The sequence below is a fragment of the Paraburkholderia sp. BR14312 genome (genome assembly GCF_040948675.1).
GTDB classification, from domain to species: domain Bacteria; phylum Pseudomonadota; class Gammaproteobacteria; order Burkholderiales; family Burkholderiaceae; genus Paraburkholderia; species Paraburkholderia nodosa_A.
Map to the genome: position 1 here is coordinate 95,468 of NZ_JBFPKI010000019.1, position 14,282 is coordinate 109,749.

At 61.9% G+C, this 14,282-nt stretch carries 11 protein-coding genes and 1 pseudogene; 5 read left to right on the plus strand and 7 right to left on the minus strand.

Going from position 1 to position 14,282, the window contains the following annotated elements; all coding sequences use genetic code 11:
- Positions 1–29: 29 nt before the first annotated feature.
- From AB3X98_RS38135 to AB3X98_RS38155, 5 genes and pseudogenes are all read right to left on the minus strand, one after another.
- A pseudogene (locus AB3X98_RS38135) lies at positions 30–810 on the minus strand (hypothetical protein).
- A gap of 536 nt (positions 811–1,346) precedes the next feature.
- Positions 1,347–2,477: an amidohydrolase gene (locus AB3X98_RS38140; RefSeq protein WP_368605650.1), complete on the minus strand. Its 1,131-nt coding sequence runs from the start codon at positions 2,475–2,477 to the stop codon at positions 1,347–1,349.
- Positions 2,474–3,787, minus strand: a complete 1,314-nt coding sequence (locus AB3X98_RS38145) for an MFS transporter (protein WP_368605651.1) — start codon at positions 3,785–3,787, stop codon at positions 2,474–2,476. Before AB3X98_RS38145 ends, AB3X98_RS38140 begins: the two co-directional genes overlap by 4 nt.
- A gap of 81 nt (positions 3,788–3,868) precedes the next feature.
- Positions 3,869–5,143 (minus strand): CaiB/BaiF CoA transferase family protein, encoded by a 1,275-nt coding sequence (locus tag AB3X98_RS38150; protein WP_368605652.1) that lies wholly within the window; start codon positions 5,141–5,143, stop codon positions 3,869–3,871.
- The gene (locus AB3X98_RS38155) at positions 5,140–6,123 is read right to left on the minus strand and encodes a hydroxymethylglutaryl-CoA lyase (protein WP_368605653.1); all 984 of its coding nucleotides are present in this window, start codon (positions 6,121–6,123) and stop codon (positions 5,140–5,142) included. Before AB3X98_RS38155 ends, AB3X98_RS38150 begins: the two co-directional genes overlap by 4 nt.
- Before the next feature lie 139 nt (positions 6,124–6,262).
- On the opposite strand from AB3X98_RS38155, the gene AB3X98_RS38160 reads away from it, so the two are divergent.
- From AB3X98_RS38160 to AB3X98_RS38180, 5 genes are all read left to right on the plus strand, one after another.
- The gene (locus tag AB3X98_RS38160) at positions 6,263–7,066 is read left to right on the plus strand and encodes an IclR family transcriptional regulator (RefSeq protein WP_368605654.1); all 804 of its coding nucleotides are present in this window, start codon (positions 6,263–6,265) and stop codon (positions 7,064–7,066) included.
- 754 nt (positions 7,067–7,820) lie between these two features.
- Positions 7,821–8,849: a UPF0149 family protein gene (locus tag AB3X98_RS38165; protein WP_368605655.1), complete on the plus strand. Its 1,029-nt coding sequence runs from the start codon at positions 7,821–7,823 to the stop codon at positions 8,847–8,849.
- A 187-nt stretch (positions 8,850–9,036) separates the two neighbouring features.
- Positions 9,037–11,715: a DEAD/DEAH box helicase gene (locus AB3X98_RS38170; RefSeq protein ID WP_368605656.1), complete on the plus strand. Its 2,679-nt coding sequence runs from the start codon at positions 9,037–9,039 to the stop codon at positions 11,713–11,715.
- 18 nt (positions 11,716–11,733) lie between these two features.
- Complete coding sequence (locus tag AB3X98_RS38175) at positions 11,734–12,735, plus strand: hypothetical protein (RefSeq protein WP_368605657.1); 1,002 nt, start codon at positions 11,734–11,736, stop codon at positions 12,733–12,735.
- Positions 12,736–13,175: 440 nt separating this feature from the next.
- Positions 13,176–13,325 (plus strand): hypothetical protein, encoded by a 150-nt coding sequence (locus tag AB3X98_RS38180; RefSeq protein WP_176732990.1) that lies wholly within the window; start codon positions 13,176–13,178, stop codon positions 13,323–13,325.
- Between the two features lie 59 nt (positions 13,326–13,384).
- Here AB3X98_RS38180 and AB3X98_RS38185 read toward each other — a convergent pair whose 3' ends face one another.
- Together AB3X98_RS38185 and AB3X98_RS38190 are read right to left on the minus strand one after the other, a co-directional pair.
- Complete coding sequence (locus tag AB3X98_RS38185; RefSeq protein ID WP_176732992.1) at positions 13,385–13,519, minus strand: metallophosphoesterase; 135 nt, start codon at positions 13,517–13,519, stop codon at positions 13,385–13,387.
- A 178-nt stretch (positions 13,520–13,697) separates the two neighbouring features.
- Positions 13,698–13,865 (minus strand): hypothetical protein, encoded by a 168-nt coding sequence (locus AB3X98_RS38190; protein WP_176732991.1) that lies wholly within the window; start codon positions 13,863–13,865, stop codon positions 13,698–13,700.
- Positions 13,866–14,282: the final 417 nt, after the last annotated feature.

Consider the following 14,282-nt stretch of genomic DNA (forward strand, 5'->3'; position numbering starts at 1 on the left):
TCGATTCGATGTTGAAAGAAACGTGACGGTCACTCGGCGCTCTCGACGCGCGCGCGGCTACTCGCGCCGATCTGCGCGACGGCGACGAGCACGACGATCACGGTGAGGAACAGCAGGCTCGTCGAAGCGGCCCCCATGCCGAACCCGCCGTAGCTGCGCGACTGCGCGAGCAGGTCGCCGAGCGAGGCCCCGAATGGTCGCGTCAGGATGTACGCGATCCAGAACGTGAGAACCGCGTTCGCGCCGATTCGCCATGCTGTGTAGACCGCAGCCAGCAGGATGCCGAACGACATCGCGCCGAGCGAGAAGCCGACCCAGCGCTTCGGTCGCGAGATCCCCGGCGGCCGTGCCGAGCGCGAACGTGCAGAGGATCGCGGCCCAGTAGAACCCTTCGCGACGCGCCGTGTCGATCGCGTCGATCGCCAGGGTGCCCTCGACGCGATACCAGATCGCGAAGAATGCCGCGAGCACAATGGCGAATACGCCCGTGCTGATGTAGAGGCTGACACCGAGGCCGTCGGTGAGCAAATCGGTAATCTGCGTGCCGACGACGCTCACGAGCACGACCGTAAGCCAGTAGATCCATGGTGTGTACCTGCGCGTGCGCATCTGCAGAATGAGCGCGATCGCAAGCAGCGACGTCATCAGCGCGCGCGTTGCGCCTTGTCCCCATCCCGCGTTGACCGCGAGAAAGTCGGCACCAGTCTCGCCGACCGTGGTCGACATGATCTTGATGATCCAGAACGCGAAAGTGATCGCGGGCACCTTGTTGAGCCAGCGTGTCGCCGGTCGATCGGACGTGTAGGTCATACGGTGGCTCCTCGGAAATCGGGTGACAGACCTGCAGTCTGAACACTCAGACTTAGCAGATCCTTAGCCGGGTTCTTCGGGAGCCGCTTCCCCGCTCATACATTTACGGCAGGTGGGCGTTAAACAGGGGGCATATCGACTTGGGCCGGTTCGTCACTTTCCGGTGGGCCGCTGCGAACGGGCGCTTAATCGCCAGCGCCGAACTTCGGCGACGGCACGTCCGACAAAGGGCTTTTCCTCGGGCAGGTCACGTCGCCGCGTGGCGGTCTGGCGAGCAATGACAACGGATGCGGTTTTCTGATCTGTTGCCCCCGACGTAAGCGTTGACGACGTGTGGGCACACTTCGCCAGGGTCGTTCGTCGGCGGCTTACGCCGAATTTGGGAAAAGGTATAGGAGTTCAGCGTTTGACGAAGTCCAGACGTTCGGCAGCAGCCGACCCCATCCGGTCATACGCAACGGATTGCCCGAAGGCAGCTGTCGGAAGGACAGCGGTCATTCCAGGCTTGCCGCCTGCCGCCGCTCCATGCGACGCGCTCACGTAAGGCGATAAACCTTGCGCGCGGTCCCGCGGAACAAAGCCTCGCGTTCGCCAGCGCTAGCGTGCGCAGTCAACTTCTTGAAGGCGTTCCAACCGTTGCTGAATGGATAGGAACCCTTGTCCACTGGGAAGTTGCTCTCGAACATGCAGCGCTCTGCACCGAACGCCTCGATACATGTGTACATCCATGGCTTCCATGCTTTGGCCAAATCGTCCGAGGACGGCGGACGTTCGCCCTTTTCAAACTCGAAGCCATTAATGCGCATGCCGAGGCCGCCCACCTTCACATAGACATTCGGCAACTGGGCGAGCATACGCATCGAGCGGGACCAGGCATCAAACACTTCTGCGCGCTGATTTGCATAGCTGGCAATCCGGACCACGCCTCCGCAATGGTTGATGATGAAAGGCGTATCAGGATAGGCCTTCGCCAGGTCGAACAGCTCCGGCAACTGCGGGAAGAATAGCCATGCGTCGTACGACAGGCCCAGCGGAGCCAGTTGTGCGACGCCTGCCCGGTAGCCGGAGTCGAGCAGCAGCCCTCGAGGCGCCGCCGACAATGGATTGACGAGCGTCTGGTCAGCATCCCAGGTAACGAGATGTCGAACGCCACGGAACCGACCATCTCCGGCATGCAGTTCTGCTTCGAGAACATCGCGAACCGCCGCTCCCCTGCGAAGATCTGCATAGCCGACCATACCCTTCGCAACCTCCGGCTTGTTTTTTTGCAAAGGTGCCGTGACGCCAGCAACATACTCGATTTCTCCGACCGGGCGCAGCGACTCAGGACCAGACGGGCGATATCGTGTCAGCCCCTGCATGAACACCGACGCGGTGAGGTTATGGCCCGCTTGCGCGTCCTGAAGATACTCATCGAGAAGATAGGTCCAGCCCGGACGATCATAAAAGTGATGATGCGCGTCGACGATCGGCAGGTCGGGTTCAAGCGCCGCTTCGGTGCCGGAAGCGAGCCAGTCAGCCCGAACGGAAAGATAGTTGCTGGTTGTACTCACGGGATGCGTTTCCTCTCTTGCAAATGCCTGACGCAGAGTGACAGCGGGGAAAATCAATGATGCTGCGGCAGCGCCAATCAGCTGCCGGCGCCGCGGCGAAGGGCATTTGTTCATTCCTGTTCCCCGCGGCCAAAGGCATAAAGCGACAAGGTCAGCAAAGTCGTGATGCCTAGCACGATCGAAAGACCAATCATGCCGGCCGAGAACGTACCGAAACTGTCCTTCAGATAACCCAGCAGGTACGGTCCCGCAAATCCGCCGAGCGCACCAATGGAGTTAATGAAGGCGAGGCCACCCGCAGCCGCCTGTCCGGAAAGGAACCGGGCCGGGAGCGTATAGAAGATCGTGCGGCCCGCAATCGTACCGATCAACGCCAGCGTAATGCCGGTCATGGCCGGAACCAGTTGATGGAAATACGTCGAGACACCCAGCGCAATCGCACCAATCAAAAGCCCTGCGGCGAGATTGGCGATCGGGCCGCCGCGACGATCGACCCGCTTTGCCCACCAGAGCAATGCGATTGTGGCAAAGAAATAAGGCACGGCCGACATCCAGCCGGTCTGCGTCACGCTCATCCCGTGAGCCCTCAGCATCTGAGGCAGCCAGATACCGATGCCGTAAGAGCCCATCGTGAAGCCGAAGGAGATCATCGCAAGAATGTAGGTGCGTACGTCCTTCAACGCTGCGACGAAATTTTTCTTTTTCTGACCGGACGCGTCTTCCCGATCGAACGCGCCTTGAAGAGCTTGCCGTTCCTCCTGGGACAACCACTTCGCATCGGCGGGTTTGTCCGCCAACATTTTCAGTACCAGAAAACCGAGGACACACGCGGGCAGTCCTTGAACGATGAACATCCACCGCCAGCCCGCCAGTCCCAGGACACCGTCCATATGGAGCAGTCCCGCGGACAGCGGACCACCGACGAGCGACGACAGCGGCGTGGAGACGGTGAACCATGCGAGCACGCGAGTGCGATAGCTAGCCGGAAACCAGACCGCGAGAAAAAAGATCACACCCGGAAAGAAGCCGGCCTCACCGATACCGAGCAGCAGCCGGATCACGTAGAAGCTTTTTGGCCCCACGGCGAGCGCGGTTGCCGCTGCGAAAAAGCCCCACGTGATCATGATGCGGGCAAGCCAGCGTCGCGCGCCGAAGCGGTATAGCGCCAGGTTGCTCGGAACCTCGAACACACAGTACCCGGCGAACATGATGCCCGCACCCCAGCCGAATTGCGTGGCGCTCAAGCCAAGATCGTGATTCATCGTCAACGCCGCGAAACCGACGCTGGTGCGATCAAGATAATTGAAGAAATACGCAAGCGCGAGTAGCGGAATGAACCGCCACGCGGCTTTTCTAACCGCAGACTGCTCGACGGTGGAACCCACCACGCTGTCTGTCGTGGTGTTCGATGAAATGGATGTCATGTCTCGTCTCCAGACGAATCAAGGCGCGCAGAAGGCTCAGTGGCCTCTGCGGCTCGGTGATTCTTTGTGGGTGTTGCAACGTCAGGCGCTGGCGAGTTCGTTCGCCGATGGGTTCGACGCATCGCCAGGCTGAGCGTCCTGACACTTGACGATCCCGGCCTCGGTCAACTGCCTGAGATCCTCCGGCGTGTATCCGAGACCCGTCAGCAGCGCTTGGGTATCCTGACCCAGCGAAGGCGGCGCCGCACGCAGGTGCAGGCGCTCACCGCCAAGCGTCAAGGGCAGCAGCGCAGTCCGCGTCGCAATTGCCTGCCCTGCGCCACTTGCGTCGGGCGGCAAAGTCACCTCGGCGAGTCCGCCGGTAGCGAGCAGGTGCGGATCATCGAACAGATCCTGCGGTTTCGTGATCGGCGCATACGGCAGTCCGCAGCGCTCGAAGATTGTGCTGATCTCGGCAGCCGAGAACGCTTCCATATGTTTTCGAAGCTGCGGCAACAACCATTCACGGGCCTGCACACGCTGATTGTTGGAAGCGATCCGCTCGTCAGCCTTGAGTTCTGCAAGCCCGAAAGCGTCGCAAAACAGTTGCCATTGCGTATCCGAGACAACCGCGAGGAAGATCTGCTCGCCGTTTTTGACCGAGAACACGTCATAGACCGCCCATGCTGAAATCCGGCTCGGCATCGGTGCCGCGGCCTTACCGGTCACCGCGTACTGCATCATGTGCTGGGCGACGAGAAATACATTGTTTTCGAACAATGCGCTCTGTACTTCCTGACCACGTCCCGTGCGTTCGCGTTGAGCCAGCGCTGCCATCGCACCGATCGCGCCGAACATTCCACCCATGATGTCGTTGACACTCGTCCCTGCTCGCAACGGTCTGCCGTCGGGTCCGGTCATATAAGCGAGGCCGCCCATCATCTGCACAACCTCGTCGAGTGCGGTGCGATGATCGTACGGGCCGGGCAGAAAGCCCTTATGCGACACGTAGACAAGACGCGGATTGAGCCTGGACAGCGCCGCGTAACCGAGGCCGAGCTTATCCATGGTGCCGCTCTTGAAGTTTTCGCTGAACACGTCTGCCCCGGCAAGAAGCTTGTGAACGATCTCCACGCCGCGGGGATCTTTTACGTCGACCGCGATACTCTTCTTGTTGCGGTTGAACGTGCTGAAGAAGCCCGCACCGGAACCGCGCAAAACACGTGTGCTGTCGCCGGAAACAGGCTCGACCTTGATCACTTCCGCGCCCAGGTCCGCCAGCACCATGCCGCATGTCGGCCCCATCACCATGTGCGTCATCTCGACGACGCGTACGCCGCTATACGGCAGATTCTGGTTTGCTTGCACGTCGCTCATTGCGCTACTCCAATCAGGCAGCCTTCCGGTTGCGGCGCGCTGGGCGCGCGGCCATCTGCATACGCGAATCCCTTTGGAAGACCCGCGTCCTGCACGTGTCCATATAACGCTTCGCCAGGCAGTGCCTCCGCGAGAATGGCGCGCGCGGCAATGAGCCTGTCGATGTCCACACCGGTGTCGTAGCCCATCGCTTCGAGCAGAAACGCCAGATCCTCGGTCACGATGTTGCCGGTCGCGCCTGGCGCATAAGGACAGCCGCCCAGGCCGGCCTGACTCGAATCAATTGTCGTCACACCGACCTCGAGCGCGGCGACGACGTTCGCTAAACCCTGTCCGCGCGTGTTATGGAAATGTGCGCCGCCAGCCATCGCGCCGAATTCCGATTGCAACCGACGGAACAGCCGGCGAACCTGTGCCGGATTCGCATAGCCGCTGGTATCGGAGAGGCCAATTTCGTCGACGCCGCTCTCGGCCATTGCCTGGCACATGCGCATCGTTTGATCGTCGCTCACGGTGCCCGCAATCGTGCAGCCGAAGGCAACGGAAACGCTTGCCTCGATTTGCACGCCCGGAAACTGTTCGTTGCGAAGCGCGACGATATTGCGGACTTCTTCGATCATCTGCTCGTTGGTTTTCCGGATATTGGCCAGCGAATGTTCGTTGGTCACCGAAACGGGAAGCGTCACCTTATGCACACCCGCTTCGAAGGCACTCTGGCTTCCACGAAGATTTGGTGCGAGAACCGCGACGTGCAGATCCGGGATTGAGAGGGCATGCACCACGACTTCGCGGATGTCAGCCATCTGCGGCAGCAACTTCGCCGGCACGAACGATCCCACTTCGATTTCCTTGATTCCCGCAGCCGCGAGTGCGGAAATCCATCGCAGCTTCGCAGCAGTGGGCATGACGCTCTTGATGCTTTGTAGACCGTCGCGCGGCCCGACCTCGCTGATCAGCACCTTCGGACTTGAAGTGCTCATATTTGGCTCCTTAGTTCTGGCAGACAGACCAATGTTGCATTAGACAGAACTATAGGCGCATCCAAACACCCGCGAAAGCGGGGTAAACCCACGGAAATAGAACTTGAGTTCTGTCAGATAGAACGATACGATGCCAATTATGATCAAGACGACCACACACGCCGTGACCGCTGATGCCCTTTCAACGCCTGAGCCATCCGACACTGCCAATGACAGTTCCAGCGGCGTAGCTGTGCTCGACCGTGCGTTCGCCATCCTCAACGCGTTCGGGCCGACCGACGACCAGTTGACGCTTACCGAACTCTCGCGGCGCACGGGGTTGTACAAAAGCACGGCCTTGCGCCTGCTGGGCGCGCTGGAGCATGGAGGCTTCATCCGAAAAATGAGTGACGGGCAGTACGGCGTCGGCCACCAGCCACTACGGCTCGCCGCGCTCTATCAGCGATCCTTCCAGGTCGGTCCCGTTATCGAGCCGTTGCTTCAGCAATTGAGCCGCGACCTGGGGGAAACGGCGTCGTTCTATGTGCGGCAGGGCGATCATCGACTGGTGCTCTATCGTGTCGAGCCGACGAGGAGCGTGCGTGTGTCAATTCGCGTCGGCGAAGAGTTCCCGATCGACAAAGGTGCCTCCGGCAAGGTGCTGCTCGCTTTCACTGAGGCACAGGATCCTCGCTGGAGCGAATTGCGCGACGCTCTTTGGGCGGCGTCTTTTGGTGAACGCGATCCCGAAACCGCTTCGACGTCCGTCCCCGTGTTCGACTCGACTGGCGAGTTGGTGGGTGCGCTCACGCTGTCGGGACCGAAAGAGAGATTTGGTACTCCTTCGACCATCGACGCGGCCGTTGCGGCCTTACTTGTCAGTGCAAAACGCGCGACCGTTGCGCTCGGCGGCAAGGGTGGTCGATACGATGCCAGCATCGCGGAATTTGCTAATAGAAGCTGAAGTGGGGACGCTCACGGCGGTCGCTCGTGAATGGTCGACCGCTCGCATTGAATTGCCGAACTGCCATGTCAAGCCCGGCGCGATTTCGGGGACGATGGTACTGGTACTGCGACCCGCGCCCACAAGTGCTCGTCCAGATTCCCGGCCGACCGGTCAGGCCTAGTGGCACGAAACGGGACGCTACCTGCGCGCTCGTTCGCCGCCAGGCGGCGGAGTAACTGTTTGCGGCCTCGGGTCGAAAGGCCGCGAACGCTACCAAAGCTGACGGTCAGGCAGGCAGAGCTAAGGTCTGTTTCTGGCCGAGACCAGCAGTTCGCCGTACGACTGTCGGTAAGCAATGGGGCTACCCCGCGACCGCTGCGAACCGGGCGCGGGCCGACACTGCTGCGACGACGTCGCCCCAACAGCCCTGGTTGGCTGACCGGTGGCGTGATGACAATGCGCCGCCGCACCGCGGGCATCCGCGATGCCTAGCCCGCGTGGATGCGTTCCAGCCAGCACGTGCGGTTCGGACTGAGCCGCGCGCGCCTGCCATGGTGACGGGTACACCCTAGCAAAAAAACTGCCGACAGGGCAGCCAAAGCATTCATCGCGTGTCGCCCGGCGTCCGGTCCATGCATCGCGCCTCGGATAAAATGCCGGGACTGCGACACTGGCCGAAATGCCTCACGAGCGCGGCGTAGCGCTGAACGTCGACGGCAACGGCGGCGCGGAAGAACTGCATCGCGGTTGCCGCATACCGCACGGACATACCATGAAATTCGATCATCCCGATCCCGAACTCAACAATCCGTTGACTGACGAAGAACTGGAATTCCTCGAACGCTTTCTTTCGGGCAATGCCGTCTGCGACGACGCGATGGGTGCGGTCATGTTGCATGGATTTCTGACTGCCGTCATCTCCGGACCGAACGCGATCATGCCGGGCGCGATCCTTCCGTGGATCTGGGATGCCAGGCACGCAACCCGTCAACCCAGATTCCTGTCGGCAGGCCGGGCTCGCAAGGTCACAGGACTGATTTTTCAATACTGGAACGACATCAACGACACCCTGAATCAATGCCCGGACCTGTTCGAACTCCCGCTGCACGCGAGCGTATACGAGGGCGAAGAGGTTCCTGTCCTCGACGAATGGTGCGAGGGGTATTGCAAGGGCATCGACATCGACCGGGAGGCCTGGGAGCCGCTGATCGAACGGCACCCCTGGTGGTTCAATATCATCCTGCTGTTCGGCACCGCCTCCGGATACGAGGAGTTGGCGCGACGGGACTACACGGTCGGGCAACGCCGGTCGTTTGTCCTCCAGCTCGCAGCATCGGTACTCAATATCCATCGCTACGTGTGTGAGGAATGTCGGAGATCGCTGGAGCAGGGCGAGCAGCCAGGTGCGATTCCGGCGGGTTCGTGGTCGAAAGCCAAGCCGGCGACGCAGATCACCGCGAGGAATCGGGCCGCGCGGGACGGGAGCGTGTCCAAAGATGTGTTCCTCGTGGATTCGATCGGTCGACTGACGGACGACGCGTTTCACCCGCTGGCATTGTCCCCGCTGGCTACGCGCATCACGCGTGGCGGCACGTCTGTCGATGCGCACATCTATCGCGCCGGCGATGAAGGTCGCGACGGCTGGATACTGGAAATCATCGACGCGTCCGGGACGTCCACCGTCTGGGACGAGCCGTTCCCGACCGATGGGGCTGCGCTGGCCGAAGCATTCAGCACGGTCAACATGCGCGACATCGCCCCGGTAACCGGTAACGGACCGGCGCCCGCGTCGCAATGCTGAGCGCGCCCGCACCCGCAAGGGCCTGGCGTTGCGCGCGGTGAACGGATGCGTTGCCCGGCGATGTCATGTGACGTGCTGCGAAACAATCCGTCCCACGACCAGGACCGGGCATTTTTTCCACGGCGCAGGCGATACGTGATCGTTTCCGTCTACATTTGAAACCGGGACTCTTCCCCATCAATTGTTCATGTCCTTGACCGATACCGATCGCCTCTCGCCAAGAATCACCCCGGCCGGCCATTTGCTTGCCGCACCCGACGTCGAGGCACCTGCATTGCCCGATGACGTAGCGCTGGGCGCGGTTTTCGCGCGCGGCGCCGGTCACGGGCTGCTCTATCTGGGAAGCTCGACCATCGGGCGGGCATTGCCGCCCGCCTGGGCGTGGTGGCGAGAACTGGGAGCCCGCTATGTCACGGCCCTGTGCACTACGACGGAAGGTGGGGAAATCGCGGTCGCAGAGCCAGACCCAACGGAGCTCGGCACACTGATCGACGACGCGCCACCCATGACGGGTGCTGAATATCTCACTCCGGATGTTCTGGCGGCACTGTGGAGCGAAATCGATGGCGCCCTGCGCGACGAGCTCGCTGAATCGGGAGAGTCACTTCAGGCATTCCTCAGGTCGCGTCATCCTGCATGGAATCTGGTGGGCCGGGTTCACTTCAACCTTGCCGAAAACCGCAAGGACCCCGAAGCACCTTTCGCGTTCCTGGCTACATACGCTGCGCGCCTGTCGGCCCATGGCAAGACGCAGCATCAACCTCTTTCCCGGGCGCTCGAAGAGTTCTCCGGTGCGCGCAACAAGGCACAGCTTCTCTCCCTCCTGATGCCGGTCCAGCGTGCCGCTGAACGCTGCGACTGGTTGCGCGCGATGGTTGAATCGCGCGAAATCTACCACCCGTTGCGCTGGATGCCGGCCGACGCGTTTCGCCTGCTCTCCGATTTGCCGGCCCTGGAATCGGCCGGCATCATGGTTCGACTACCGGCGAGCTGGGCCGCGGGACGCCCCGCGCGGCCCGCGGTCAGGGCGAGCGTCGGGACGCGGCCTCCGTCACGCCTGGGCAGGGAAGCACTGCTCGACTTCAGGATGGAGGTGTCGCTCGATAGCGAAGCGTTGAGTCCGGCCGAGATCCGGAGTCTGCTCAAGGGGGCCGACGGCCTTCAGTGGATTCGCGGGCGCTGGATCGAGGTGGACACGAAGAGGCTGGGCCGCCTGCTTCAGCGCTTTGAAGGTCTGGAAAACGCCGCGCAGGCGGGACTGCCGCTGAACGATGCGCTGCGTCTTCTGGCGGGCGTCTCCGGTGATGAAGATGACGCGTTCGGCGAGCGCGACTGGTCGCAGGTCGTGGCTGGCGACTGGCTTTCACAGATGCTGCAGCAGTTGCGCCAGCCGGAAGGCCTGGCGCAGGTCGATCCGGGTCCCGATCTGAAAGCTCAGCTTCGACCGTACCAGCAGGCCGGTGTGCGCTGGCTCTACCTGCTCAGCCAGCTCGGGCTCGGAGCGTGTCTTGCCGACGATATGGGTCTCGGAAAGACGATGCAGGTCCTCTCCCTGCTACTGATCCTCAGGCGCGACGCGGTCGACCCGCGCCCGAGCCTGCTGGTCGCCCCGGCGTCCCTGCTGGCGAACTGGGCCGCGGAAGCGGAGCGTTTCGCGCCGGGCCTGCGCGTGCTGGTGGCGCACCCGTCCATGACGCCTGCAGACGAACTGCGCGCCCTGGACAGCGCGCGGCTCGCGCAGACGGACCTCGTCATTACCAGCTTCGGCTCGCTGCTGCGCCAGCCCGTTCTGGAAACGATGCAGTGGCGCGTCGCCATTGTCGACGAGGCCCAGGCGATCAAGAACCCCGGCGCGCGGCAGACGAAACAGGTCAAGAAGCTTCAGGCCCGCTCACGCATCGCCCTGACGGGCACCCCGGTGGAAAATCGCCTGTCGGATCTGTGGTCCATATTCGATTTCACGCATCCCGGCCTGCTGGGCTCGGCGAAGGACTTTGCCGGTCTGACCCGGCGTCTGGCAAAAGCCGAACATTTCGGCCCGCTTCGCACTCTTGTGCGGCCCTACATCCTTCGTCGCCTGAAAACGGACCGGCGTGTCATTACCGATCTCCCGGAAAAAACCGAACTCAAGGCGTGGTGTCACCTGAGCCCGATCCAGGCCGCCCTGTACGAACGCGCGGTCAAGGACCTGGCTGCGGCGCTCGATGGTACCGAGGGCATTGAACGCAAGAGGACCGTATTAAGCTACCTGTTGCGGTTCAAGCAGATCTGCAACCATCCGTCCCAGTGGCTTGGCGACGCGGCGTGGCAGCCGGAAGCCAGCGGCAAATTTGCGCGGCTGCGCGAACTGGTCGACGTGATCGCAGCGAAACAGGAAAAGGTGCTCGTGTTTACGCAGTTCCGCGAAACCACGGAGCCCCTGGCTGCCCACCTCGGCTCGCTTTTTGGCCGGGAAGGCCTGATTCTCCACGGCGGCACGCCTGTTGCCAAACGCCGCGAACTCGTCCGGCAATTCCAGGAAGATGAAGCGGTACCGTTCTTTGTGCTCTCGCTCAAGGCGGGCGGCGCGGGGTTGAATCTCACTGCAGCGTCCCACGTGATTCACTTCGATCGCTGGTGGAATCCGGCGGTCGAGAATCAGGCGACGGACCGGGCTTTCCGCATTGGCCAGTGCAGGAATGTTCTGGTACACAAGTTCGTTTGCCGCGGTACGGTCGAGGACCGGATTGACCAGCTGATCGAAACAAAGCAGCAACTGGTGAAGGATGTGCTTGAGGGCGGCGCGGAGCTGCTGCTGACCGAGATGAGTGACCGCGAGCTGCTCGATCTGGTCAGGCTCGATATTCATTCCGCGCAGGAAAACTGATCAAGGAGAGGAACGCCGATGGCTGACTACGGCGGATGGAACCCCTACGTCCCGGTGGCCGAGCGCAGAAAGCAGGCGGAGCAACTGGTCGCGAAAGCTCTCAAGGCTGGCAAGATGCTGTCGCCCATCGCGCCCTATCGTGGAGCTATCGCGAAGACCTTCTGGGGCAAGGCGTGGTGCGATAACCTGGAGCACTACAGCGACTACGCCAGTCGCCTGCCACGCGGTCGTACCTATGTGCGCAATGGTTCGGTGATCGATCTGCAGATTTCGACGGGCAGGATCCGTGCTCAGGTCATGGGGTCCAGCCTGTACGAGATCGAAATTGATGTCACAGCCTGCCCGGAGAAACAGTGGCGGGCGTTGAGTGCCGAATGCGCGTCGTCGGTTGACTCCATGGTCGAGCTGCTGCAGGGCAAGCTGTCGGCCGCGGTGATGGGCCGCATCTGCAAGCCGGGCAGTGGGCTCTTGCCCGCGCCGAAGGAGATCAAACTCGGCTGCAACTGCCTGGACGGGGCGACGATGTGCAAGCACGTCGCCGCCGTACTCTACGGCGTCGGCGCGCGGCTCGACCAGCAGCCTGAGTTGCTCTTTGCGCTACGCGGCGTTGATCCTGGCGATCTCGTCAGCAGCACCGGTGCGAACCTCTCCGGGGCAGGAGCCGGCCCGGCGTCCGGCAAGGTACTCGACAACGTGGACCTGGGGGATGTGTTCGCAATCGATATCGACACGGAGCCCTTTGCCGATGCGCCCCCGGCCCGGAGCAAGCGCACGCGCAAGGAAACCGCTTCACAAAAGGCACGCACGCCGAGATCGACGGCATCGGAGGCGTCTGCGAACGCAAAAGTGACACCGAAAGGCAAGGCCGTGCCGCCAGACGTGAAAGCCAGTGCTTCTGCCGTGAAGAAGCCAAAGGGTAAAACCGACCCCGGCGTCTCGAAGGCGACACGTTCGGCTGCATCCCCAAAGCCCACTGTGCGTGCGCCCGCTGCATCGAAAACCGCGAAACGCCGCGGGTGATGTCTGCGGCGACGCATCACCGCCTGGTCCGGCGACTGATCGCGCTCTCGAAGTTTGCAACTGTTACGGAAAGCACTGTGTCGAACAGCGCAACTTCAGTCATGCGAAGGGAAACTGTTCACCGAATTCGCCGATATGGCAAAGATGCGATGCACCACTACTCGCGCCATCCTGCCAGCAGTGCAACTGGATGGCCGGAGGTTCGAGCAACGACGCGGGATTCGCATTTGGCTGGAGTCGCAATGCAATCTGCGTTGTCGTAACTTGGGCAGGTCAACACGGGTACGGCGCCAGGACGCGCGTGCAACGCGCGATGAACGTGCCCGGTGACGATGCGCTCAACGTTGTGATGTCCGGATAGAAGAAGTCGCAAGGCGTCAGTCGTCTGCATGCCGAAAAGTTCGAGATGGGGGATGCCGGTGCGAAACGGCGGATGACACATGGATGACAACCGGTCGGTTCACGTATTCGACGAGCTCGCGTTCCAGCCACAACTGCGCCGCCGGACCGGTTTCACCGTGGCGGGAGCCTGGGACTCTTGTGTCTATCGCAAGGATGCGCACATAGCCGACATCGACGCCGAAAATTGAGTCCACCCGCGCATGTTAGCCGCGGTTGATTGTCGAGCGCGCCGCGCAGACATCTGCGGTCATCGTTGGTTGCCGGGTAAGACCATATTGGGGTGCGTCAACTGCGCCAGCAGTTGCAGCATTTCGTATTCTTCCGGGAGACCCTCGTCCGTGAGATCTCCGGTTATCAGGACGAGCCGAGGCTCTGGATTCAGGCGGTTCGATCCTGTGGCCGCTGTAGCGAACGCCGCGCCACCGCCGCGCTCGCAGTAGAGATGTTAGAGCGGACCTAAATGGCTGGCGCCGCGCCAGTAGCGCAACCGCGGGGCCGAGGCGCCCCGCGTTTTCTCCCTTTCGCGTGAGCTACCCGGACGCGATGGTCTGCTTCCGTCCTCAGACGCTAAATCCCGCAACTCGCATCATCTGGCGCGACACTGCGCTGCCAGAGCCTTGCGCATCGAATTGTGCGCGAAGGCTCGCGTCTGCCTTGCGGGTCACGCCGCGGTGCATGGCCACAATTAAAGCGAAAAGGGCGACGAGAAACATCGGTGTGGCAAACATCGTATTGCTCCCGGATGTTGGAACCGGGTATGTGTTCGGCGATGGTCGTGTGCGATCGCGTTTCACTGTCGTCGGAGATCGCGGTCCCATCCCCTCGCGTGACCCCGCCAAGGCCTTCACGATGCCCGGATTGCGTCGGTCGGGGCTAGGTGCAGTTCCCTCAAGGCCATGCGCCGCCCACGTGAATCGCGTCTGTCTCTGCGTAGACTGTCATCCACCGCAGTACCGGTCACCGTAAGGCTCCCATAAATAATATGTCGCAATATGACATATGCAGGTGCGCGGCTCAATGGGCGGCGACAATTATCTTGGCCGGTCGTTGACGTTTGTTTTGGCCGGTGGTGAGGAGTCGGAGGCGGCGTAGCCGCCGGAGACGACGAACCACCGGCGGCGCCGCGTCGGCGGGGCAATAGGATG